Annotated in this window: 17 protein-coding genes and 1 pseudogene; 8 read left to right on the top strand and 10 right to left on the bottom strand. The window is 44.1% G+C overall.

Annotation, left to right across the window (positions count from 1 at the left end):
* Nucleotides 1-109: 109 nt before the first annotated feature.
* A pseudogene (locus R7O12_RS06060) lies at nt 110-696 on the bottom strand (TfoX/Sxy family DNA transformation protein).
* A gap of 369 nt (nt 697-1,065) precedes the next feature.
* Between R7O12_RS06060 and R7O12_RS06055 the strand changes: the two are divergent.
* The 5 genes from R7O12_RS06055 (at nt 1,066) to R7O12_RS06035 (ending at nt 6,787) form a co-directional block, all read left to right on the top strand.
* The gene (locus tag R7O12_RS06055; RefSeq protein ID WP_025766846.1) at nt 1,066-1,986 is read left to right on the top strand and encodes an HDOD domain-containing protein; all 921 of its coding nucleotides are present in this window, start codon (nt 1,066-1,068) and stop codon (nt 1,984-1,986) included.
* A gap of 146 nt (nt 1,987-2,132) precedes the next feature.
* The gene (locus tag R7O12_RS06050) at nt 2,133-3,038 is read left to right on the top strand and encodes a lysine exporter LysO family protein (RefSeq protein WP_005378011.1); all 906 of its coding nucleotides are present in this window, start codon (nt 2,133-2,135) and stop codon (nt 3,036-3,038) included.
* A 212-nt stretch (nt 3,039-3,250) separates the two neighbouring features.
* Nucleotides 3,251-3,763, top strand: coding sequence for a hypothetical protein (locus tag R7O12_RS06045; RefSeq protein WP_017634875.1), 513 nt, complete (start codon nt 3,251-3,253; stop codon nt 3,761-3,763).
* A 211-nt stretch (nt 3,764-3,974) separates the two neighbouring features.
* Entirely contained in the window at nt 3,975-5,621 is a 1,647-nt protein-coding gene (panP, locus tag R7O12_RS06040; protein ID WP_005378019.1) for a pyridoxal-dependent aspartate 1-decarboxylase PanP, read from the top strand.
* 311 nt (nt 5,622-5,932) lie between these two features.
* A complete protein-coding gene (locus R7O12_RS06035; RefSeq protein WP_005378021.1) occupies nt 5,933-6,787 on the top strand; it encodes a MurR/RpiR family transcriptional regulator in 855 nt (284 codons plus the stop codon).
* Between the two features lie 76 nt (nt 6,788-6,863).
* Here the strand turns inward: R7O12_RS06035 and R7O12_RS06030 are convergent, their stop codons facing one another.
* Nucleotides 6,864-8,108 carry an iron-containing alcohol dehydrogenase gene (locus R7O12_RS06030; RefSeq protein WP_017820842.1) on the bottom strand — a complete coding sequence of 415 codons (1,245 nt, stop codon included), beginning with the start codon at nt 8,106-8,108 and terminating at the stop codon, nt 6,864-6,866.
* A gap of 377 nt (nt 8,109-8,485) precedes the next feature.
* Here R7O12_RS06030 and R7O12_RS06025 point away from each other — a divergent pair, with 377 nt between their 5' ends.
* Both R7O12_RS06025 and R7O12_RS06020 read left to right on the top strand, forming a co-directional pair.
* Entirely contained in the window at nt 8,486-8,752 is a 267-nt protein-coding gene (locus R7O12_RS06025) for a GrxA family glutaredoxin (RefSeq protein ID WP_005378026.1), read from the top strand.
* A gap of 175 nt (nt 8,753-8,927) precedes the next feature.
* Nucleotides 8,928-10,610, top strand: coding sequence for an aspartate:alanine antiporter (locus R7O12_RS06020; protein ID WP_005378028.1), 1,683 nt, complete (start codon nt 8,928-8,930; stop codon nt 10,608-10,610).
* Between the two features lie 78 nt (nt 10,611-10,688).
* On the opposite strand, the gene fabV is transcribed toward R7O12_RS06020, so the two are convergent.
* The 8 genes from fabV to R7O12_RS05980 form a co-directional block, all read right to left on the bottom strand.
* A complete protein-coding gene (gene fabV / locus R7O12_RS06015; protein WP_213907849.1) occupies nt 10,689-11,891 on the bottom strand; it encodes an enoyl-ACP reductase FabV in 1,203 nt (400 codons plus the stop codon).
* Nucleotides 11,892-12,065: 174 nt separating this feature from the next.
* The gene (locus R7O12_RS06010; protein WP_262639508.1) at nt 12,066-14,348 is read right to left on the bottom strand and encodes an acyl-CoA dehydrogenase; all 2,283 of its coding nucleotides are present in this window, start codon (nt 14,346-14,348) and stop codon (nt 12,066-12,068) included.
* 71 nt (nt 14,349-14,419) lie between these two features.
* Complete coding sequence (locus R7O12_RS06005; RefSeq protein ID WP_005378033.1) at nt 14,420-15,055, bottom strand: TetR/AcrR family transcriptional regulator; 636 nt, start codon at nt 15,053-15,055, stop codon at nt 14,420-14,422.
* Between the two features lie 718 nt (nt 15,056-15,773).
* Complete coding sequence (nhaA, locus tag R7O12_RS06000) at nt 15,774-16,925, bottom strand: Na+/H+ antiporter NhaA (RefSeq protein ID WP_005378034.1); 1,152 nt, start codon at nt 16,923-16,925, stop codon at nt 15,774-15,776.
* A gap of 330 nt (nt 16,926-17,255) precedes the next feature.
* Nucleotides 17,256-18,380, bottom strand: a complete 1,125-nt coding sequence (locus R7O12_RS05995) for a lipocalin-like domain-containing protein (RefSeq protein ID WP_086046643.1) — start codon at nt 18,378-18,380, stop codon at nt 17,256-17,258.
* Nucleotides 18,380-20,833 carry an ABC transporter permease gene (locus R7O12_RS05990; RefSeq protein ID WP_005378038.1) on the bottom strand — a complete coding sequence of 818 codons (2,454 nt, stop codon included), beginning with the start codon at nt 20,831-20,833 and terminating at the stop codon, nt 18,380-18,382. The genes R7O12_RS05995 and R7O12_RS05990 overlap by 1 nt, the downstream gene beginning before the upstream one ends.
* Nucleotides 20,814-21,485 carry an ABC transporter ATP-binding protein gene (locus R7O12_RS05985; protein WP_005378040.1) on the bottom strand — a complete coding sequence of 224 codons (672 nt, stop codon included), beginning with the start codon at nt 21,483-21,485 and terminating at the stop codon, nt 20,814-20,816. Before R7O12_RS05985 ends, R7O12_RS05990 begins: the two co-directional genes overlap by 20 nt.
* 187 nt (nt 21,486-21,672) lie before the next feature.
* Nucleotides 21,673-23,049 carry an MATE family efflux transporter gene (locus R7O12_RS05980; protein WP_205460905.1) on the bottom strand — a complete coding sequence of 459 codons (1,377 nt, stop codon included), beginning with the start codon at nt 23,047-23,049 and terminating at the stop codon, nt 21,673-21,675.
* Nucleotides 23,050-23,143: 94 nt separating this feature from the next.
* On the opposite strand from R7O12_RS05980, the gene R7O12_RS05975 reads away from it, so the two are divergent.
* Nucleotides 23,144-24,595 (top strand): SDR family oxidoreductase, encoded by a 1,452-nt coding sequence (locus R7O12_RS05975; protein ID WP_258475054.1) that lies wholly within the window; start codon nt 23,144-23,146, stop codon nt 24,593-24,595.
* Nucleotides 24,596-24,612: the final 17 nt, after the last annotated feature.

Genomic DNA, 24,612 nt, shown 5'->3' with positions numbered 1-24,612 from the left:
CTCAATGAAGTGGTAAAAAACTTCAACGTCCTTTTTCCGCTTTTCACACTTGCCTTTACGACCCGCTAACTCCATCGAAACGAGTCAATCATTGTGCGATCAGCTTCGCTTAGTCACACAGTGCCAATAACTGTTTTTTACGCGGCTCTTGGATCAGTTTCCAATGTACGCCATCAGTTGCACCAGCAAATTTCCACAGTAGCTTTACATCAACATCATTACCGTAAGCCGTTTTAACTTTGTTGAAGACTTTTACAGGTCCAAGTTCTAAAAAGGTTTCTACGTCATCAACACCGGCTTTCTTGACCATACGTTCAAGGGTTAGTTGCATGTTGGGTAAGTCTCTTAAGCGTCTACTGGCAGAGGACTTTTGATATTTCCGTTCCTTAATTGAGTATTCAATTGATTTCTGTACCAGTTCATCAAGCCCTACATATCCGGATTCGAATAAATCGGTTACATCATAATAATTTACGGTTGCCGTCGTCTGTTTTTTGACGTGCTTATACTTCTCACAGCTCAGTTGAGTAAACACTTCATCTAGCCCATTACCACCACGTAAGTAGCAGCAATCATTGCTGACAAGCGCAAACATAGCATCATCGGTGAATAAACCAATACCACCGAACATAGAACGTTTTTGGTACTCACTGAAGGTGCGTACATATTTAAAAAAGCTTGGTCTGTCATGTCCATTGACCTCTTTAATCTGAATAAATTACCCCGATTAGCGATGTCACCAGATAAACAGCAGCTTATAGCGAATTATAAATGTCGATTTGTTGGCGATATTTTTGTGAGTTGTGCTCACCAACTTGCTTAATCATACTTAACGTTGAAAAATAAGTTAGGACATAGGTCACATATAAAAAAGTATAAATTCTGCATACGTGATTAGTTTCACACTTATTGTTCGTGTGGTGATATTTTTTTGACGCATAGCATGCCTAAAACGCGCCATCATTATGATCTCGCTGGCAATTACGGGCACATAATACGCATTTAATTGATAAAGAATACGCTGTAAGGGTACACTGTACGAAAGATCTCAAGTACAGCGTCACAATGGAACATTTATCATTTTTTTGGCTGCCAAATAATAAAGATAAGCTTATAAACGCACTGGAATCCGAGTTTGCTCAGCTGGTAGAACAGTCCATCTCCACGGGTAAGATTTCGTTACCTCCTATTCCTGATGTCGTGCTTAAAATTCAGCAGTTATGTGTCGAAGAACACACCACGATTGCCGATGTTGCTAACTGTTTATTGGAAGATCCCGGATTAGCAGCGGTCGTTTTACGAGTCGCTAACTCTGTGATTTTCAATCGCAGAAATATCACCTGCAACGACTTAACTACAGCGGTATCTCGTCTCGGAATACTTCGTGTACGTGATATTGTTACCGCACAAGCGATCGAGCAACTTAAACACTCAGTTAATCTCACTAAAGAATGCAATGCCATCTTGGTGAAGAGTGCCGCGATATCTCGTGAGCTCGGTGCCGTCATGGTGATGTTGGTTCAATCGTTTCGTAGCCACGAGCCAGGCACTTATGGTCATCTAGAGCAAGAAAAGGCGTTATTGGTCGGTCTATTAGCCGATATAGGGTTATTTTGCCTAATTAATGAGTACCACTTGTACTTAGATAGGGGTAATTACTTAGACCCAGATATTGCATTGCAGATCTTCCAAACACGTTGTTCTGCCACAAGTAAACTGGTACTTGAGCGTTGGGGGTTTGACAACGACTTCAGAGAAGTATCCTCAAATGAAAAATACGAGCTAACGCGACCAGAAGTGAGTTATCTCGACATCGCTAGAATTGCGCATCATTTATTGATGTTCCGCAATCACGATGAACGCATTGACGAACATGAAGTTGAATTCAACTTAACTGGTGCAGAAGTCTTGTATGAACTTAGTAACATGAGTGATACTGACTTCAATGATCAAATCCGTGCTGTACTCAATGCTAGCGGTTTGTAATTTATCGCTTTCTGATAATACCTTATCCGTGATAAAACGATTCGCTCAAGGCTGAGCTGTGTGTGGTGAAATGTCTTTAATTTCAACCGATAGATAATTTGATTTATGCGTGTTGATGTTATCTCAAAAAGGAATCATTGAGCTTTATGTTTTCAGGGATGCTATTTATTTTCGCTCCGCTTGTGGTGGGGTATCTAATTCCTATATCTCGATCTTCGTTATTGGAGAAGATCAATCAGTCAACGTCCTACCTTATTTACGTCATTTTGTCGTTGATGGGTCTTAGCTTAGCGGCGCTCGATAATTTAAGTAGCAACTTACAAAGTATTCTCCTCTATGCGAGTACGTTTTTTTTGTGTCTAAGTGCCTGCAACCTGTTGGCTCTGCCTATTATTGATAAAATTATTCCACTCCAGACCAATCAGAATCAAAAGAAACTACCGTTATCTTCGATGGCTTTAGAGTCTGTTAAGCTTATCGTGGTCGTTGGCGGAGGGTTAGTGGTTGGCCTGCTGTTACCCATTGATTTGAGTTGGGTAGATACAGCAAGCGAATGGATACTCTTTCTACTTCTATTTTTTATTGGTATTCAGCTGCGCAATAGTGGACTTACTCTGCGTCAAATCCTATTAAATAAACAAGGAATGGCCATTGCGGCTGTTGTCATCGCAACATGTATGCTTGGTGGCGTTCTTGCAGCGGTGCTTTTGGATCTTCCTCTTTATCAAGCACTCGCAATGGCTTCAGGTTTTGGCTGGTATTCCCTCGCAGGTATTTTAATGGGTGACGCTTTTGGTCCGGTATTTGGTGGCGCGTCGTTCTTGATTGAATTGATGAGAGAGCTAGTCGCACTGGTTGCCATTCCTCTCTTTATTCGTAGCTATCCGTGCACCGCAATTGGTTATGCCGGTGCAACAGCAATGGACTTCACCCTACCCGTTATTCAAACCACCGGTGGTGTGCGTTGCGTTCCTGTTGCTATCGTTAGCGGCTTTATTTTGAGTTTATTGGTACCAGTTATGATGCTTTTCTTTGTATCACTTGCTAGCTAGATCTCAGGTTTTCGTTTTAACATCCATTACAATACGGCAAAAATTTAAATACCCAGTTAACGTCAAAGTGGTCAATATTTTTTGGCAAGACCCCTCTTTCTTTTCGTCATTCAGCCCAACGATTTGTCACGACCAAATAGAAAGAAGGGAGAAACATCAACTGATGTGCATTGCGTTAATAAAGGGATAACAACCAGCCAGAAGGAAGAAGAATGAAACGCTTTGTCGTTGCAGCGCTCCTCGCTACAAGCTCAACTTTTACGCTTGCCGCAGATCAACAATGTCTTGCTAGCAAATACGATGGCTACGTCGATGCCTCACTACAGTGGTATCAAGATCTTGTTGATTTGACGGTTACCCAATATCCAGATCTGAAAGAAGTTAGTCAATGGTTCTTGGATGGACGTAAACATCACTTTGAATTAAACCGCGAAGCGGTTCACTACTTTCTAGAGAACGACCCTAGCCGCGTTGCGACGGAACAGCCAATCGAAGCATGGTTAAAACTAGAGCAACATGACGTTAAGCAGTTAGCGACCCGAAGCGATAAGTTAGGTGAAGTTGCAAAACAGACATTTAGCGACCGTCAATCAACTAACCATCCAAAAAACTACGAGCTTCGTTCAGCATTCGCTGATCTGCTTAGTCATCCCCAACAAATTGATACCGCACTTAATAAGTACAATCAGTCAATAGAAAAGATTGAAAAGCAGAAATGTGACTAAGATTGCTCGCATTAGTCGTTGATTAGCATTCGAAAACACTAGAATGTTTTAACGTACTCAATCTAGAATTTTTTAATGTGAATATCGTAACCTTCACCTAAAATTTTCATTTCTACAACTTGGGTTTCAACAATTAAAACGGGACTTTGCGCCCGTTTTAGTTTAGATTGTGCCGCTCGCATTACCAAAATAACTACAAAGATTCTTTGCTATGGTTAAGGAACAAAAAACCGCTGATGTTAGCTTTGAGAGCTTGCTAAAGATCTTCACTGTCCCAGAAGGTCCGGACTCAACGTTAACTAAAATTGACGAGAGCCTCTCGCGAAATCTAAATCAATTTCTTCGTGAACACATCGTGGCAGAAGAAAAGCCTTTACGCGAAATCGAAAAAGACTTTTCTTCTGCTCAGATTCCTGAGCAGCCAGAGTTCGTGTCAGATCATACAGAGCACTTACTCGACACTTTGGTGTCGCACTCAGTTCACACATCTTCACCAAGCTTCATTGGTCATATGACATCGGCACTGCCTTATTTCTTGATGCCACTGTCAAAGATCATGATCGCCTTAAACCAAAACCTGGTAAAAATAGAGACTTCCAAAGCCTTTACGCCACTTGAGCGTCAAGTTTTGGGTATGCTGCATCGCTTGATATATGGTCAGAATGATACTTTTTACAATCAGTGGATGCACAGTGCAAACCACTCATTAGGCGCATTTTGTTCCGGCGGCACCATTGCCAATATCACTGCGCTTTGGGTAGCACGTAACAAAGCGTTAAGAGCCAATGGCTCATTTAAAGGCGTTGAGAAGGAAGGCCTTTTTAAAGCCATGAAGCACTATGGCTATGATGGCTTAGCGGTGCTAGTGTCTGAGCGTGGTCACTACTCCCTTAAGAAAGCAGCCGATGTATTAGGGCTAGGCCAAGAGGGCTTGGTTGCGGTTAAAACCGATGCCAACAACCGTATTATTGTCAACGACCTGAAAGCGAAAATTGTTGAGCTCGAAAAACAAAATATCAAGCCTATTGCTGTTATTGGTGTGGCAGGCACAACAGAGACAGGTAATGTTGATCCATTGCCTGAAATCGCTGAAGTCTGCCAAGCCCACGGCTGTCACTTCCATGTGGATGCCGCATGGGGTGGCGCAACACTTATGTCTAACCATCACCGTCATCTTCTTAAAGGTGTGGAAATGGCAGACTCAGTAACTATTGATGCACACAAGCAGCTCTATATCCCGATGGGCGCTGGTATGGTTCTGTTCAAAGACCCTGACGCAATGAAATCCATAGAGCATCACGCTCAATATATATTGCGCAAAGGTTCAAAAGACCTAGGCAGCCATACACTAGAAGGCTCACGTTCGGGCATGGCGATGTTGGTCTACGCCGCAATGCACATCATAAGTCGCCCAGGTTACGAGCTTCTGATTGACCAAAGCATTGAAAAAGCTCGATACTTTGCGGATTTAATCAAACAGCAAGATGATTTCGAGTTAGTTTCTGAACCAGAGCTTTGTCTGCTCACATACCGTTATTTGCCGCCATTCATCCGTGAAGCATTAGCACAAGCAGAAGGCTCACAAAAAGAACAACTGAATGAGCTGATCAATGAGTTAACACAGTTTATTCAAAAGCGTCAGCGCGAAACGGGCAAATCGTTCGTTTCACGTACAAGACTGAACCCAGACCAATGGCAACGCATGAATACGATAGTGTTTCGAGTGGTTTTGGCAAATCCACTGACCACAAAAGAAATTTTGAGCTCAGTGCTTGATGAACAACGCGAAATCGCCAAGCAAGCACCAAATTTGATGAAAAGAATTCAACAGCTGGTTGTTGATATTCAATCGTCTTAACGGCCAGATCGAGTTACATCAATTTGAAATTTTTTTTCGTTTTGATGTAACTCAAACATCATTATCGTGCGACTAGCGCAACAAAACTTCGTTTACACATCCAATTCTGTAGTTTTTACAACATTTTGTTTGAGGCCTGTCAAATTCTCACTAAATAGTACCCGTTATTGGTTTAGACTGATTGAAGATCAGGTTTATACTGATTCTATGGCGCTGGTTGTTTTCGTTAACGCCCCACTCTACTCCGGAATCTTCGTGTTTCCTTTCGTTAGCAGAGCCAGCGAGTTGTTCTCTATACCCTCGTGAACACTATGAATACATTAGAAAAAATTCAAAAAAACCTGGAGAATTTCAGTAAGTCAGAGCGCAAAGTTGCGGAAGTAATTATGGCGTCTCCACAAACTGCAATTCATTCAAGCATTGCAACGCTGGCTAAAATGGCCGACGTTAGTGAGCCCACTGTAAACCGCTTCTGTCGTCGTCTGGACACCAAGGGCTTTCCAGATTTTAAGCTTCACTTGGCACAGAGCCTAGCCAACGGCACCCCTTACGTTAACCGTAATGTGGAAGAAGACGATGGCCCAGACGCGTACACCCATAAGATTTTCGAATCGACGATGGCGTGTTTAGATGTCGCGAAAAATAGCCTAGATCCAATGCAAGTGAACCGTGCGGTCGATTTGCTAACGCAAGCGAAGCGCATTTCATTCTTTGGCCTTGGTGCATCATCTTCTGTTGCCCGAGACGCACAAAACAAGTTTATTCGCTTTAATATTCCAATTACTTGTTTTGAAGATATTGTTATGCAGCGCATGAGTTGTATCAACTGCAGTGATAATGATGTTGTGGTTCTTATTTCTCATACCGGTCGAACAAAGAGTCAGGTAGAAATAGCGAACCTTGCTCGTGAAAATGGCGCAACGGTTATTGCGATTACAGCGAAGGATTCTCCTCTAGAAAAGGCAAGCTCGCTGGCCATCACGCTCGATATTCCAGAAGATACCGACGTTTACATGCCAATGGCAAGCCGAGTTGTACAAATGACAGTGATTGATGTGCTAGCAACTGGCTTCACTCTTCGCCGTGGTACAGGTTTCCGTGAGAACCTAAAACGCGTAAAAGATGCGTTGAAAGACAGTCGCTATGACAAACTAAGCCAGTACTAAGCACTAAAGCTTAGTCAATACTTTATCTAGGGGAGCTCAAGGCTCCCCTTTTGTTTTAATGCTGCTAAGGGAGCAATCACCCTAAGTCGTTGACACTCGATAAGTCCGTTCTTGATTCCAGTACTTCAACAGAACTGACATGTTGTGCACTCTCAGCTGCGCACTCTCCGCTACAATCACAGACTTGCTGTAATATGTGTATCAAACGTTCCTGATTAAGAGGTAAAGGATTCCCTTTGATTGCCATTGATTTAAGCGCATCATTCGCCACTTGCTCAAAAGAGGTTTGGCATACTCCAAATTGAGCCAGTAGCGGTAACGCTAACTTATCTAGCACCATATTTACCCAAAGAATTCCATCGTGTTCGTTAGCATTTACTCGCTCAGTGACTAATTGGGCCAGCTTGCGATAACGACTTATCACATCATTCCTACCCGCGAGTTTAGCGGCGTTAATGTTCTCCTGCATCACGTGCGGAGCTAGGCGAGCCGTAATAACGCTATGGGGGGCGTCTAACTTGCCTCCTAACGCCGATGCTAACCCATGAGCGGCACCTAATTTGGCATTAGTAATCGCCATACCACCAAGCAATGCAGCGAACGATAAATCAGAGCGCGCCTTATGATTATCTTGCTTACAAGCGGCAATCACTGAACGGCTTAAACGGCGTAGCCCCTCTTCGCAGACCATATCAGTAAGAGGGTTTGGCTCACCACACACATACGCTTCCATTAAATGAGTGAACGCATCCATTGCGCCACGTCCAGATGTGTATTGGTCGGTCCCGTAAGTAAGTGTCGGGTCTACAATGGCAACGTCTGCGAGCATATCAGGGCTTCGAAGACTCACTTTCACTTTATCTTGTCCAGATTTCAGCACAGCATTTCTGGTCACTTCTGAACCGGTGCTTGCTGTCGTAGGAATTGCAATAAAATGAAGAGGCTTTGCTTTTAAAGGGACGCTTCTTCCTACCACTTCTACGTAATCGTAAACATTGCCTTGATTGGGAATAATGGCAGCTAAGGCTTTGCCCATATCGATGACGCTGCCACCACCTATCGCAACCACCATATCAGGTTGGAATTTTCTACCGAGCACTGCGGTCTCTTCTACCATCGTGATGTATGGTTCACCAACGATAGCTACGTGCTGGTAACGCATATTTTGAGCTTTAAGATATTGGATAATGGGGGCGGCTCGTTGGGTATCCTGCCCAGTAACCAGCAAAACACTGTAGCCAAATTGGTTAATAACGGATAATGAAGATTGAAGTGCACCTTCACCAAATATAATCCTTGTTGCAGTCATAAACTGAAACATACACACCCTCCCAAAAGAATATACCCAAATAACCTCTCGCCCTCTGATTTAACACTTATGTAAGAGTTGAAGTTATTTGCGTATAGCCAAAATAGATTGCTATTTTTTTAAACAAAAAAAATTGACCAATTCCACCTTGCCATCATTAACCCTTTAGAATGTATGTTTTTTATGCGTCACTTCACATACTTCAGAGCCGTAAAATAAGAACGCGCGTTTAGTTTTTATTCGATAGATTTCACCTATAGAACCAAGAGGTAATTGCCGCTTTATTTCCGTATCTGGATCGGGCATAGTTACTCCAACAAAAGAAAGCGCACTCAGCCGCTATGTTTTGTACGCTTTCAAAAAAGAATAGATTTAGGAGAAATAAGATTATGTTCGTTGTTATCTTTGGTCGCCCTGCATGTCCTTTCTGTGTTCGTGCAAAAGAGCACGCAGAAACGCTAAAAGCAAAACGTGATGACTTCAACTACCGTTACGTTGATATTCACGCTGAAGGTATTTCTAAAGCAGATCTTGAGAAAACAGTTGGTAAACCAGTTGAAACCGTTCCTCAGATCTTTATCGACCAAGAGCACATCGGTGGCTGCGACGAGTTCGAAGCATACGCGAAAGAGCACCTAGGTCTATTTGACGAGTAATAAAGACTGTTTTCAAAAAAGCCGCTTCATGCGGCTTTTTTATTATTTTTCAGCTGGTTATTACGTTAAGTCAACTAATGGTAAAACCTAAAAAAATTCACTTATCTTTTTGCTATATTTAGTTACAATTCACAGTTCTTAATCTTTTTTGGCACACACTCTACCGAGCCACACAGTGAACATAGACGTCGTATACCTTCTCGAGCAAAACCCTATCCTTCTAATCTTCGTCGTATTAGCCATTGGCCTTGCCATCGGAAAAATTCGATTTGGCAAATTACAACTAGGTAACTCTATTGGCGTTCTTATTACCTCTTTGGTAATGGGCCACCTTGGTTTCTCATTTAATGCAGAAGCTTTAACCATTGGCTTTATGCTGTTTATCTACTGCGTTGGCATTGAAGCTGGACCAAACTTTTTTGGTATATTCTTCAGAGATGGTAAGCATTATTTTATTTTAAGCATGACTGTTCTCGTGTCTGCGGTCAGCTTAACGTATGGCTTGAGTCACTATTTCGGCCTCGATTTTGGCTTATCCGCCGGTATGATGGCAGGCGCATTGACCGCAACGCCAGTACTGGTTGGTGCACAAGATGCTCTTAACTCTGGCCTTGCGACTATACCGCGGAATATGGAATTTTCTCTGGTATTAGAAAATCTATCCGTAGGCTACGCGATGGCTTATCTGGTCGGCTTAATTAGCATGATCATGTTTGCTAAATTGTTGCCAAAACTGCAAAAACAAAACCTTTCTGATTCCGCGCAGCAAATCGCACAAGAGCGTGGCCTTGGAAATTCAAGCCAGAGAAAAGTGTATTTACCCATTATTCGAGCTTACCGAGTGGGCCCAGAGCTAATTGACTGGACTGATGGTAAAAACTTGCGAGAACTGGGTATTTATCGTCAAACTGGCTGTTACATTGAACGAATCCGTCGCAATGGTATTCTCGCCCACCCAGATGGTGATGCTATCTTGCAAGAGGGAGATGAAATTGCACTGGTTGGCTTCCCTGACAGCCATGCTCGCTTAGATCCTAGCTTCCGTAATGGTAAAGAAGTATTCGACCGTAACTTGCTTGATTTGCGCATCGTTGAAGAAGAAATCGTCGTAAAAAGTGACGCTATCGCTGGTAAGCGTTTATCGGATTTGAATTTGTCTGAGTTTGGCTGTTTCTTAAACCGCGTAGTTCGCGCTCAGATTGAAATGCCTATGGACTTAGACATTGTGCTCGCTAAAGGGGACGTCCTTCAAGTGAGCGGCGAGAAAAGCCGAGTACATGGACTGGCGGAAAAAATCGGTTTCATCTCGATCCACAGTCAAATGGCCGATTTGCTCGCTTTTTGTAGCTTCTTTATTTTGGGTATTCTGTTTGGCCTCATCACAATGACGTTCGGTCAGGTGTCTTTCAGTTTGGGTAATGCGGTGGGTCTTCTGTTGTCCGGTATTACGCTTGGTTTCTTACGAGCAAATCACCCTACTTTCGGTTATGTCCCACAAGGGGCGCTGAATATGGTCAAAGATCTAGGGTTAATGTTCTTTATGGTCGGAATTGGTCTAAGTGCAGGTGGAAAGATGTTCGAGCACCTAACGCAAGTAGGACCAAAAGTCATTGGTTTGGCATTTATTGTCAGTGTTGTGCCTGTAGTTCTGGCTTACTTAGTTGGCGCACACGTACTCAAGATGAACCGTGCCCTGCTCTTCGGTGCCATTATTGGCGCCCGTACTTGCGCTCCGGCTATGGATGTCGTTAACGACTACGCTAAGTCCACCATCCCTGCCCTTGGTTATGCGGGTACCTATGCGATTGCGAATATTTTAATGACGTTAGCTGGTACGATTCTGATAATACTAAGTTAATACTCACTTTGACTATGAAATATAAAAAGGCGCTCAATGAGCGCCTTTTGTTTATTGGTTATCTAGTCTGTGATTCGATTAGATTTGAATGAAGTCTGCTTCAACTGCTGGATTCACATCCGCTTCGTAATCTACGCCTTCAACGCCGAAACCAAATAGTTTCAAGAACTCTTCTTTGTACTCAACGTAGTCAGTCAGCTCTTTTAGATTCTCAGTCGTAATTTGAGGCCATAGCTCACGACAGTGCTGCTGAATGTCGTCACGAAGTTCCCAGTCATCCAGACGTAGGCGGTTCATCTCATCAACTTCTGCCGTGCTACCGTCTTCTTTGTATAGACGTTGGCTGAACATACGGTAGATTTGTTCCATACAGCCTTCGTGCACACCTTCTTCGCGCATTTTCTTGAATACCATTGCGATATACAGTGGCATAACAGGAATTGCAGAACTCGCCTGAGTTACAACAGATTTAAGTACCGCAACATTGGCACTGCCGCCTGTTGCTGCTAACTTGTCGTTTAGCGCTTTCGCTGCACGGTCTAGGTCCATTTTTGCTTTACCTAGTGCACCATCCCAATAAATTGGCCAAGTTAGCTCAGTACCAATGTAGCTGTACGCGACGGTCTTACAACCTTCAGCAAGAACACCAGCATCAGACAACGCATTGATCCAAAGTTCCCAATCTTCACCGCCCATTACCGTGACAGTGTCTTTGATTTCTTCTTCTGTTGCTGGCTCAACGCTAGCTTCGATGATCACATCTTTGTTGGTATCAACAGCCGTTGATGTGTAAGTTTCACCGATAGGTTTAAGAGATGAACGAACTAATTCACCAGTTTCTGGCATTTTACGTACTGGAGATGCCAGTGAGTAAACCACCATATCGATTTGACCTAAGTCTTCTTTGATCAGCTCGATAGTTTTCTGTTTCGCTTCATTTGAGAAAGCGTCGCCGTTTAAGCTTTTTGCGTACAGACCTTCTTCACGCGCTAGCTTTTCAAAAGCAGCGGCATTGTAAAAACCTGCTGTACCTGGTTTCTTCTCAGTACCTTCTTTTTCGAAGAAAACACCGATAGTTGATGCACCGCCACCAAATGCCGCAGCGATACGAGAAGATAGACCGTAGCCACTTGATGCACCAACAACAAGAACACGCTTAGGTGCGTTTTTGATTGGACCTTGCGCTTTGGTGTACGCAATTTGTTCTTTTACGTTAGCTTCACAACCAACAGGGTGCGTTGTAGTACAGATAAATCCACGAATTCTAGGTTTGATGATCATATTCAACTTCCTTTAAAAAACCTTGTTAGGATAAAAGTTTCGTTGGGATTTCGCATCTAATTTCTGTAAAAATGCTCTTAAAAGGCAAGTGGTTGGAGCACTATCCCACCATCCACTCCCCAAGAATACAAAAAAGCACCTCATTGAGGTGCTTTTTTTAACATTAGTTGTCTATTATGCCGCCGGATTCAACTGCGACTTTTTTGGGCTATGAGTTCGCACTTCAGAAAAGTCATGACTAAAGTGGTCAACTTGAATCGCCTTGTAGCGCAATTTATCTGCAGCCATGATTTGATCAATTTCTTGTTCAGTTAACACGCCTGCTTCAAATGCTTGCTGCAAACGATCATGTAGCAGACCTTTACGAGCCACTTTACCATCCTTCGCAGCCTTCATAAGTTTACGCTCCAAAGGTTTAATGTCGTACATTGCAAGGAATGCATTCTCCATTAAGCCTACGCTGTCATCCTCTGATTTTCCGATGTAGCACAGATGCGTGAGGCGATCACGTTGCGCGCCTGGCGTCATCATCGCTTCAGCCAAATTCACACACAGCTCATCACTTGGCTTATTGAAATGATTACCAAGCGGGAACAATAGCCCCTTAAGCACACCGCCAACGTATTTCACAGGGAAGTTGGTGTAAGCCTCATTTAATGACTTAGAAGCGTTATACAAACAGTGTTGAACAGCGTAATGAACGAAGTCTAGATCGCCTTGTTGACGGCCTTCCTCTTCATACTTTTTCAAGGCAGCAGATGCCATATATAGATAGCTTAATCCATCACCCAAACGTGCGGAGATCATTTCTTTACGCTTCAAGTCTCCACCTAAGGTTAACATCGCAAAGTCTGCACTTACTGCAAGTGCACGACTGAGACGAGTAATGTCTTTGTAGTATTGCTGCGTTGGGCCACTCATGTGCGCGTTAACAAATCGAGAACCAGTTAGTGCTGCACCAAATGCACCGAATGTATTACCGAGAGCGTGCTTGATGTGTTTAAAGAGTAAGTTGTCAAATTCTTTCGCACCTTGTTCAGAATCTGGATTCGCCGCGGCTTCCATTTCTTTTAGAACATATGGGTGGCATCGAGTCGCACCTTGACCAAAAATCATCAGGTTACGAGTCAGAATATTCGCGCCTTCAACGGTGATAGCAACCGGGATACCAAGGTAATGTTTAGCAAGATAGTTCATTGGACCATCTTGAATCGCACGACCCGCGTGGATATCAAACGAATCATTTAGAATGGTACGCGCGATTTCCGTCATGTGGTACTTGGCAATCGCGGTTACAATCCCAGGTTTTTCTTTCATATCGAGAGAAGTCGTCGTTAGCGTACGCGTCGCTTCTAGTAGGTAAGTAAGACCACCAATGCGCCCCATCGCTTCTGCGACGCCTTCAAACTTACCGATCGACATTCCAAACTGTTTACGCACGTAAGCATAAGCACCTGTTGTACGTGTAGTAAGGTGACCAATCGCTGTGCCAAGCGCTGGGAGAGAGATACCACGCCCCGCAGAAAGACACTCAACCAGCATACGCCAACCTTTACCTGCGTAATCAGCGCCACCGATCAACCAGTCCATAGGGATGAAGACATCTTCACCACGAGTAGGACCATTCATGAACGCAGACCCCAGAGGATCATGGCGCTCGCCTATCTCGACACCTTCATGGTCAGCGGGAATCAACGCACATGTAATGCCAACCTCTTTCTTGTCACCAAGTAGCCCTTCAGGATCCTGCAGTTTAAATGCTAACCCGAGCACTGTCGCAACTGGCGCAAGCGTGATGTAGCGTTTATTCCAACTAACTCGCACGCCAAGCACTTCTTTGCCTTCATGGGTGCCGTAACAAACCACGCCTTGATCAGGTATGCCACCTGCATCAGAACCCGCTTCAGGGCCAGTTAGGGCGAAACAAGGGATGTCTGTACCATCAGCTAAACGAGGCAACCAGTAATCTTTTTGCTCTTGCGTACCATAGTGCGATAGCAGCTCACCAGGACCAAGAGAGTTCGGTACCATTACCGATACCGCGGTACTGATACTTCGAGTCGCAATACGAGAAACAATGGTTGAGTTCGCCAAAGCGGAAAATTCACGACCACCATATGCTTTCGAGATGATCAAAGAGAAAAATCGCTCTTTACGTAGGTACTCCCATACTTCAGGCGGTAAATCCCTGTCTTCTTTGACAATCTTCTGGTCATCAAGCATTTCTAGCAGGGTTTCAAGCTCATTATCCATAAATGACTGCTCTTCTGCCGTCAGTGTAGGCGTTGGATAATGATGCAATGTTGTGAAGTTTGGCTTGCCTGAGAATAGTTCGGCATCCCACCATACACTACCCGCTTCCATCGCCTCTTTCTCGGTGCTAGACAGAGGTGGCAATACTTTTTTGAACACTTTAAAAGCCGGGTCACTAATCCATTTTCTTCGTAGAGAGCTCATAGTTCAGATCCTTTTGTTCACGTAACCGCTCGGGGTATAATCTTATTATTGGTTTAACTTTCTTATTTGTCTTATGCCAACTGCTTTGCTGACATTCCTGCTGACAAATATGGAATCAGTAAATCGACGACAGATTTCACATCGACTTCCTTTTCAAACTTACTTTCTGCCAGCTCCGAAAGAGCTTGGCTTGAAGCCATCGTAAATACACAGGTCCCTAACGTGAAGTGCAGTCGCCAAAACAACTGTTCTTCACATAGTTCCGGGTTCGCCTTCATTATCGAGAAAGTGAAAAGGTTTAGTACCTCTTCGTATCTGGTGGTAATGAACCAGCGTAGATGACCTTGAACGTCTGTATAACCGCGGCCAATTAACAACATAAATAGCGCAGTACCATTTGGGCGTACATCATTTAATGTACGTAAAGGTAATCGCAATGACTCAAAGACATCGTCCATGTTGTAGCTATCGCGCGTGTTTAGCTCAATTAATGAAGTCTTAATGCTCGGCATTAGTGCTTCTAAATACCTATCTAAAACCGCTCTAACCAGCGTTTTTTTATCGCCAAAGTGATAGTTTACCGATGCTAAGTTAACGTTAGCTTTACCTGTTATCGTTCTTAGCGAAGTATCATTAAAGCCATGTTCAGCAAAGAGTCCTTCTGCGACATCGAGTATTTTTTCTTTTGTTGATGTTCTCGGGGCCATTTTAATCACTCGTATTAAACAACTGTTTGAAAATATACTCCCGAAACTTAAGATTAACAAATGATTAACATCACACTTTAACCAATTGGTCTGACCAGACAGTAAAAGGTGTGATCTAATCTTTTGAAATTCAATCGAATACTCCAGTGAAGCTTGTCAGAAGAAAACGATCAAATTTCTCAGTCCAGCGCAATTGAAACGCTAACAATAGCCTTGGCGGCTCGGAGTGAGCGACGAGAGTATGAAATACATCTTCGGTTCTAGGGGAGATAAAATGAGAAACACAGAAGTTAGTAACTTCGCCAAGTTGGTAATCCATCTCGATTTTTCTATTACTTTCGGATGTGTAAGAAGCTAGAAAGCATTAAGTAGAAATTTTTTGAAAAAAAATGGAACTGTTTGGAAAAGGCTCGGTCTGAACATACGTAACAGTTAGGGCATTTGAAGTTTCACTGGCCGTCAAACTTGTTTCCATCTAATTGTTACGTTGCTGCTTTTTTCTTATTAACTCCTATGTTTGTATCCGCCCAGTCAAATTTTCGGCTGGGCTTTTTTTCGCCTATAGATTTACCAAGCGCCTCTTTCGATGATTTGCCCTAACTCCATCAGCTAGACCTTAGTTGGTCACAAAAGTAACCACCCTGAAGTGGTTGATGTGCCGATCTGCAAGACATAAAAAAGCCTCCCGAATGGGAGGCTTTACTAAACAGTGTGTATCTTACGCTTGCGCTTTCTTAGGCAAAGAAAAGTGCAGTAACGCGTAGCCAAGTAACGCGGCTGTCGTCGAGCCCATTAAGATACCTAGTCGAGCATAGGTATCAAACTCAGGGCTTACATTTCCAAACGCTAAAGAGGAAATGAATATAGACATTGTAAAACCGATACCACACAACACAGAGACCGCAAAGATATGCTTGAAGTTAATGCCTTCCGGTAACTTAGCTACACCCATTTTCACAGCTGCCCAACTAAAGGTGAAGATACCTAGAGGCTTACCAACCAGTAGTCCCAAAGCAATACCTAATGGCAGCATTGAAGTTAGGCCTGACATCGATACGCCTTCTAGCGAAATCCCCGCATTTGCAAATGCGAATAGAGGTAATATACCAAATGCCACGTATGGATGAAGTGCGTGCTCCATGTGCTTAAGTGGGGAATGTTCGCCCTGTTTACCCTTAAGAGGAATAGCAAAGCCGATCACTACGCCTGCAAGTGTTGCGTGAACACCAGATTTAAGTACCGCAAACCATAAGATCGCGCCGACTATCATGTATGGTGTCAGTTTCGTTACTTCCTTCGCATTCAACATGAACAGGACACCAGTCATGATGAAGCCAACAAGCAGCGCCATGCTAGAAAGATCACCTGTGTAAAACAGTGCAATAATAACAACCACGCCTAAATCGTCGATAATAGCGAGAGCTAACAAGAACACTTTAAGGCTTACTGGTACGCGCTTACCTAGTAGCGCCATGATACCTAGAGCAAATGCAATATCCGTCGCAGCTGGAATTGCCCAGCCAGAAACCGCCTCTGGGTCGTTAGCATTAAACGCAACGTAAATAAGAGCAGGCGCTAACATACCACCAACCGCTGCAATCGCAGGGAAAATTGCGGTTTCTTTTGATTTTAGCGCTCCTTCAAGTAGCTCTCGCTTCACTTCAAGGCCAATAAGTAAGAAGAAAACAGCCATTAGGCCGTCATTAATCCAGTGAGAAACTGACATACCGAATACATAAGTATGCAGTACAGATTGATAAGTTTCGCCCAGCGGTGAGTTAGCAATGGTCATCGCAATTGCCGCTGCAATTACGAGAAGAATACCACCTGCTGATTCCATTTTGAAAAAGTCACGAATGACATCGTTCATGGTTTCGTCCTTATATTTATTATCTTAATAAACGATTAACAAAGAGTGATAAGAGTGTATAGCTGTCGAAAACTTTAGAATAATCGCTTCTTCAGAGTATAAACTTCGGTTTTTTCGATGTTAAGTTTACTATACATCGTATTTTCCAACATAACACTCAATTTTGATCGGAGATCGTATTTGTTTTTGTCGCACCAAATATTTATCAAGATGATGAGAAAATCAGCATAACACGGCTTGTACCATCATGATAACCCCGTACTTTTGAGAAAAAGCCAGGAAGCTTCGCGCACTAAAAAACCACCCGTAGGGGGTGGTTTTCTTCACAACTCAATAGCCTGTCAGCTGCATAAAGCCCCAAGCTTCATTGGAGCCGGAAGCTAAAGTAGGCCCTTCCCAGTAAGGTATTACAAAGGGTAGCCACATATCTGACTTGATAATGCGGGTAGTCAAGTTAATTTGATGCTTCGGAATATTGATAATCCACTGCAAAGGTAACCTTCTTCCATTGGATAAACTGGTCACTTGCATTGGTTTAATACTGATATCATCGTCTGAGAGGTTGATGACTTTACCTGAGCGTGTCGACAACGTGCCAAACACGTGCGGTGTTTGCCCATGGTGACGATAACGGCTAACAGTTAATGCTCGACCATCATCTAAATTGAAAACAAACCAATCCCAGCCTTGTTGCCCCTCACCAATTAAGCCGCTGCCCCACTCTTTTTGCGCCCAAGCAGAACCCGTCACTGAGAATCGCTTACCATTTAAGCTTAAGCTGCCTTTTACTTTTAAAAATGGAGCACTGAAGCTGAAAGAAGCAACAGATTGCAACGCATGTTTAACTTGGAAGCCTTTGTCTCCATTCACCACAAAGGGGCCGCTTGTCATGGTATTGAGCTCAAGTCCAAACGTATCAGTATTCACATTCAAGTTGCCCGGGAAAGGCGTCGCACCGAGTGATCGCCAAGTCCAATTATCAATCCATAACCTGAAAGGACGATTGATCATACCAGCTTGGCCTATCCCACCTCTAGCTACCCGTTGCTCTTTCCATACATGCGAGCCATGACTGACGACAACATGTGAAATGTACAATTGAGGGTTCTGCCAACCGCTGGTTTCTCGCTCGTCCGTCGCAACCCTGAAATAGCTCCATTGAACATTGTAGATCTTGCCTTGCTCATCTTTTAGTTTCGCAAAGTAGTGCCACCATTCATGCTGATACTCGGGATGAAAGCGAAAGTCTGAGGGTAAAGAGACATGCTCATTAGGTAGTACAGGCTCAAAAATCGTTTGATTTTCACGCGTTAAGATAGAATCAAGTTCGCTTTCTCGTGTTGCTGTCGCCTCCAACCAAAAAGTTGAGTAAAAAGCAGCCCCGGTCAGAAAAGCGAACGTAACAACAATGAGCGTTGAAACCAACAAGCGTTTTTTAGAGCCCACTTTTTTCATTACAACGCGTCCCTTAATGACTTCATCGGTGTACTTTTGATCATTCTAATAACTGGCAATGCGCCAGCAACCATGATGGCAAGCATCGCCCAAGCAATGGTTTGAGCATACTCCCATGGAATCGTTTGAAGCTCTAGAGACCAGCCAAATGATTGCTTAATGATAATATCAACGATCAAATGTGCGAGCGCCAAGCCGAGCGGCACTGCAATAATCGCAGAAATGGCTCCGAAGACGAATAGCTGCAAACCACCTAATACGACAAGTTCTTTTCCGGACACACCCATGCACCTTAATAAGGAAAAATGCCGCTGCCGTGAAAGTTCTCCTGCCAACGTCGCAAAGAATAAACCAAACACGGCAATAATCAGCGTGATATTGCCCAAGGTTCCCGCTATCGCAAAGGTATGATCAAACACTCTCATTGCTTGGCTATAAATATTACCGTTATCAAACACACGATCTTGCGGGAGACGGAATACATTCTCTAAGCGATTTTTCAGCCCTTCTCCATTGACGTTATCTTTTAATACGACGCCAAGACCAACATTACCCGTACCTGCAAATGCATACAGCCAATTCCGGTGCGACATCATCACCTGGTTATATGGGTTTCCATAATCGTAGTAAACGCCTACGACTTGCCAATCCCCACCAAGCGGTTCCTGCAAGTTAATGAAGTCTCCAGGGCGGATATCCAGCTTCAAGGCCATCGACTCGCTGACCATTAAGCTCTTGGTAGCGTGCAGTTGATACCAGTAATTTGGGACACCTAACTTGACGGTAAGTGAGTCTAGCTCACCTTCAGAAGAGCCCGTACTCACAACTTGCAGAGCACCATGCTCGGTCGGCATATCTTTTTCCCAGCGCCACCAAACCGAGTTCACCTCAGGCTGATTCTGGAGCCATGCGCTCATCCTAGCGGCTGAATTGTTGGTCGGATAGATGTACACATCAGCGGCTAATCGCTGATTTAGCCACTTATCGGTTGTATCTCGAAAGCTTCCGACCATTGTTTCTACACCAATGTTTGCCGCCAGCGCTAACATAAACGCCATCGTAGCCACACCGCGATAGCTCATGCTGGCTGCTGCATCAGCAAAAAACCAACGGACACGAACCCATCGCATGGTATAAGAAAAACTTTGGAACATATGCCACATAATAAATGGCATAAACAACGCCACACTAACCAACATCAGCGCAATAATTGCAAAGCCGGTTTCTTGTGTTTTCGGCGCCTGATATACCGCTATTGCAGCGACACAAAACGCACATGCCGCAAGCGCCTGCCAAGAGAACTCTCTTCCAGCAAATCGCATTAGCGACAGTCGAGAAGAAAGGCGGATTGGTTGTGACTTCAACAAACGGATTAATGGCCACAGACACGATATCAACGCACCCATCGCTGCCATGATTAGACTGTATAAGCTAGATTGCCATGACCATCCTATGGTTAAGCCTACGTTGGCATCATACAAATCACTCAGGCTCGAAGACACTGCTGGGATAAGTTCATTTGCTAAGATCAAGCCAAAAAAGTTACCACACGCCCACGCAATAAAGACGAGCAAAGACAACTCTAGTAATAAAGCTTGCGCTAACTGTGTTCCGTTAACACCAGTCTGTCTCAAAATACCTACCAAACGTTGTCGCTGGATGAAAGACAGAGACATCGCTTGATAAAAAATAAACAACCCGACCAAAAACGACAGCATTCCCATCGCGGTGAGATTCATATGGAATGCGTTAGTTAGCGACTCAAGCTCTGTACGCGTATTCCTAACGAGCGTCATTCCGTTTGGCAGCATGTTTTTCAGTGCTATTAGCTTTTCCTCTGGCATTTCACCACAAGAAATCGCAGACAAACCTGAGCTCCGCTTGAGCATACGCAACAACGATATATCAGTAACCAGCCGAGTACCCGAAAGCATCTTGTCCTTATCTACTTGAATAGGCCCAAGACGGCTTCCGTCATTCATCTCAATGAAGTCCCCATCCTGCCAACTCATGTAAGCGGCCAAATCTTGACTAACAAGAATAGGATAAGGAGGCTTCATTAGAGATAAAACAGGCATCTCACCTAGCGATTTTCCTTGTTGTAGTGGGATCATCGCGACAGGATCTATCCCCACCAACATCAGGCTCATATCGGTCTTGGCATCTAGATGAAGCACGTCAAACGGTGCACATTGGTTGAACCCAGCTCGACGTAACTGAATATAGAAACCTTGAGGAATTTTATTGGCAGAGTGCTTCGTTCGGATTCGGTATGGCAAAGGATTGGAGAAAAGCTTTTCCCCAGTAGCATAACTTTGTTTTGCATGCTGGTTGATAGAAGTAACACCAACAAGGAGGGACACGCCTAAAGTTAATCCCAGCCAGACAAGAATAATTTGTAGAGGGTAACGACGGTAATGACCGAGTAGTGCCTTAACTACGGGCCATAACATGTAGCTGCCCTCCTTGAAGTCGAATCTTTCCTTCCATATGGGCGGCCACTTTTTCACTGTGCGTCACTAACAGCAAAGTACACTCCAGTTGGCGAGCGAGACTCGTTAGTAAGCGCATTACGGCTTCTGCGTTTCGCTCGTCTAGGCTACCAGTTGGCTCATCAGCAAGCAGGATTTTTGGCTCCATATAGAGTGCACGAGCAATCGCCGCACGTTGTTGCTGACCACCAGACGCCTCTTCCGGATAACGTCCTAGCAATGGCATTAAGTCCAAAGCAGAAAGAATTTGACGCCACAACTCTTTATCTTCCGGCAGACCTTTTAACTGACGACAAAAACGAATATTGTCGGCAATATTAAGTGTAGGAAGCAGGTTGAATTGTTGGAAGATATTCCCAATATTGTTGCGGCGATAAAGGGTTCTTAAATGCTCCGGTGCTTCATGCATAGCAAAATTTGGAAACTGCACTTCACCAGAGTCAGCAGTATCTAATCCGGCGATTAAATTCAGCAGAGTACTTTTACCCGAACCACTTTCTCCCATCAGAGCAACTTGGTCGCCTTGCTGCAATGTTAATTCTGCCCCTTGTAATACAGGGTGAAACTCTCCCCCGTCTACATAGCCTTTACATAGGTCTGACAGTTTTAACATTGATTATGCCGCTCGGATGGTGTTTAAAAATTGGGATCAGAATCTACACTAAAATCCTGTTAGTAGAAAGTATTTTGAATGCTTGATCACACTATGGAAGTACAAATGCAACTCGATTCACTTTCTGTTGCTAATTTTGTTGACGTTTTGAGCAGATTTTTGCAGCCAAAATAAACTCTGTTCCTCCTTACTGGCCAATCAGGTTTTTCATCCATTTTCGGCTAACCATTCTTGGCAAGCAAATCGCCCACTTCACAACTTCTTCCGTCAAAAAGAGTAAGTAAACCCATTGTGGGTCCCAATTGAGATAAATCGCTGCAAATGCTGCGAGTGGAATCCCGATCACCCACTGCGCCAAGATGTCTTGATACAAACAAAACTTAACATCACCGCCCGCGCGTAATACACCAACAATCGCCATCATCGGCACCGAGCGTAACACGACACCCAACGCTAGAATCACCATAAACTGTTCAGCTAGCTCGCGAGTGTCTGTTGTCAGTGCACTAAACGCATTAAGGATCCATTGATTTGACACTATCAACAAGATGGCGACCACAAATGCGATAAGCACATTCAAAATGACCGTAGCCCATGCTTGATAATAAACGGGTTCAAAATTACGAGCGCCGAGCTGGTTCCCGACTAGAACTGCAGCCGCATTCGATAAGCCAATCATCATCGCCAATGCGATCGACTCAACAGGTGTCATTACGGAAAGTGCCGCCAAACCTTGTACGCCTGCTTGCCCCATGATGGCGTGATAAGCAAACAGCCCACCAGCCCACGCCAAGAAGTTAAATGTGGTTGGCAAAGAGAGGCTCAAGAAACGCGTAATTTTATCTAAGACCAATCCTGCGCGTATATCATCCCAACCAAATGCGATTATGTGTTTTTTCAACCATAGATAACCAAACAAGCAACCTACTTCGATCGCGCCACTGATTACCGTTGCGATCGCTGCTCCCGTAATACCCAGAGCAGGAAAGCCTAATTGACCAAAAATTAAAACCCAGTTAAGAAAAACATTAGATAAAATGCCTATACCACTAAAAAAAGTGCTTAGGCCTGGTTGGTGCATCGCCCTTAGGCCCACCGACATACTGGCCACACATGCAACAGCAAACATGCTAACCGACGAAATAATGAGATAGCTGGCCCCTAATTCAATCACTTCTTGTGAATCGGTAGTCAAGCTCATGATGAGTTGTGGAAAACCAACAAACAAAGCAACAGCAATCGCAGCAAACATCATTGCGATCATCCATGTTAAAGCGGTACTGCGACGCACCCCAACTTTATCGCCAGCCCCCCAATATTGAGCGGTTAACAACGCACCGCCCGTTGTCACCCCAACTAACATGATGGTGGTGACGAAAGTCGCGCGCGCAGCAACTCCAACAGCGGCAATTTCAGCTTCACCAAGTTGACCAAGCATAAGAACATCGACGAGGCTTCGGCTTGAAAACATCATGCTTTGCAGTGTAATTGGTAACGCGATTGCAAATAAACGACGTAAGAACGCTTTATCTGCGTGTATTGAGAGTTGAGAAAGAAAAGTCACAAGCGCTCCAACGACAACTTATTGATAGAATGGGGAAAGTGTCTCATGATTATACTCTGTGGTGTTTATTCCACCAACGATAAAAGGACAGATAATGAAAAAGGTGTTGGTGCTAGGCGCCTCGGGTTACATTGGCTCTCAACTTCTTCCGTTACTTTTAGATAAAGGTTACGCCGTCACAGCAGCGGCGCGACATATTGATTATTTAGAGTCAAGAACTCAGCCTCACCCTAATTTAACGTTAAGGTATCTCGACTTGGCTGACGCAGAGACCACGAAGGCTGTAGTGAACGATTTTGATTTAGTCTTTTTTCTCGTGCACGGGATGGCTCAAGGTGATGACTTTGTTGAGTACGAACTAAACCTTGCTTTGAACTTCAAATATGCGTTGGAACAAAGCTCCGTCGAGCATGTTATCTATTTGAGTGCCATTCAACCTCAAACCGGAAACTCTCGCCATTTAGCCGCTCGTAAAGCCACGGGAAAAATAATTCGACAGTCTGGTATTCCAGTAACTGAATTGCGTGCAGGCGTTATCATCGGCCCCGGCTCTGCTGCTTTCGAAATCATGCGAGATTTTGTCTACAACTTACCTATTTTGATTGCGCCTAAATGGGTCGACTCAAAAGCGAACCCTATTGCCTTGCCCAATCTCAACCACTATTTATTGAAGTTAGCAGAAGCCCCCTCTCCAGAAGAAAGTCACATTTATGAAGTTGGTGGGCCAAATACACTTAGCTACCGCGAACAGTTCAAAGTCATTTGCCGAATCACGAACAAGCCGTATCGGCTGTGGTCGACCCCGCTACTTACTCCGAAAATGGCATCGTACTGGCTAGGTTTAGTTACCTCAGTGCCAACTAGTATCGGTAAAGCATTACTTGCGGGCTTAGAGCACGACTACATTGCAGACTCCAAAGCGATTGAAGAACGATTTCCTCAAACGCTGATCAGCTACGAGCAAGCGGTAACTGATACCATTCAAGATGAAGGCACATTTGTACGCAGTAATGTCTGGGGGTTTGAACCCGCAGCGCTTCGTCGATGGCAACCAGGATATGGCTATTACCCAAAACAAGCTGGAGCGAGCATTAAAACTCATGCCTCCGCTGCGGCATTATGGAAAGTGGCGCAAAAGATCGGGAGTCGCGAAAAAGGCTATTACTTTGCCAACATCTTGTGGCGTACACGTGAATGGCTCGATATCTTTTTTGGTGGCGGAAAACCGATTCGCGTTTCTCCTCCTGGACCAGAGCTTAAAGTCGGTGATTTTATTGACTCTTGGAAAGTGATTCGCTGCGATAATAATCAGTTTCTTTCACTGTTTTTTGGTATGAAAGGCCCAGGCCTTGGGCGTTTAGAAATTACCATCAAAGATCTCGGTGACGAACGAGAGCTGGATATTACCGCCTGGTGGCACCCGCAAGGGTTTCTTGGGCTGCTTTATTGGTTTGCAATGATGCCAGCCCATCTTTTCATATTTAAAGGCATGGTCAAAGCCATCGCGAAAGAAGCAAACCGTTTAGAAAACAAAAAGCCCCAATAACAGGGGCTTCTAAACAC

The sequence above is a fragment of the Vibrio sp. Vb1574 genome, from assembly GCF_033338675.1.
This window is presented reverse-complemented; position numbering and strand designations above follow the sequence as displayed.

Coding starts and splice junctions, on each gene's coding strand:
- R7O12_RS06010 (WP_262639508.1), bottom strand. CDS start 14,348: ATGAGCTCTCTACGAAGAAAATGGATTAGTGACCCGGCTTTTAAAGTG.
- R7O12_RS05995 (WP_086046643.1), bottom strand. CDS start 18,380: ATGAAAAAAGTGGGCTCTAAAAAACGCTTGTTGGTTTCAACGCTCATT.
- R7O12_RS05975 (WP_258475054.1), top strand. CDS start 23,144: ATGAAAAAGGTGTTGGTGCTAGGCGCCTCGGGTTACATTGGCTCTCAA.
- panP (WP_005378019.1), top strand. CDS start 3,975: ATGGTTAAGGAACAAAAAACCGCTGATGTTAGCTTTGAGAGCTTGCTA.
- R7O12_RS06045 (WP_017634875.1), top strand. CDS start 3,251: ATGAAACGCTTTGTCGTTGCAGCGCTCCTCGCTACAAGCTCAACTTTT.
- R7O12_RS05985 (WP_005378040.1), bottom strand. CDS start 21,485: ATGTTAAAACTGTCAGACCTATGTAAAGGCTATGTAGACGGGGGAGAG.
- nhaA (WP_005378034.1), bottom strand. CDS start 16,925: ATGAACGATGTCATTCGTGACTTTTTCAAAATGGAATCAGCAGGTGGT.
- R7O12_RS06035 (WP_005378021.1), top strand. CDS start 5,933: ATGAATACATTAGAAAAAATTCAAAAAAACCTGGAGAATTTCAGTAAG.
- R7O12_RS06030 (WP_017820842.1), bottom strand. CDS start 8,108: ATGTTTCAGTTTATGACTGCAACAAGGATTATATTTGGTGAAGGTGCA.
- R7O12_RS06055 (WP_025766846.1), top strand. CDS start 1,066: ATGGAACATTTATCATTTTTTTGGCTGCCAAATAATAAAGATAAGCTT.
- fabV (WP_213907849.1), bottom strand. CDS start 11,891: ATGATCATCAAACCTAGAATTCGTGGATTTATCTGTACTACAACGCAC.
- R7O12_RS06025 (WP_005378026.1), top strand. CDS start 8,486: ATGTTCGTTGTTATCTTTGGTCGCCCTGCATGTCCTTTCTGTGTTCGT.
- R7O12_RS06005 (WP_005378033.1), bottom strand. CDS start 15,055: ATGGCCCCGAGAACATCAACAAAAGAAAAAATACTCGATGTCGCAGAA.
- R7O12_RS05990 (WP_005378038.1), bottom strand. CDS start 20,833: ATGTTATGGCCCGTAGTTAAGGCACTACTCGGTCATTACCGTCGTTAC.
- R7O12_RS06050 (WP_005378011.1), top strand. CDS start 2,133: ATGTTTTCAGGGATGCTATTTATTTTCGCTCCGCTTGTGGTGGGGTAT.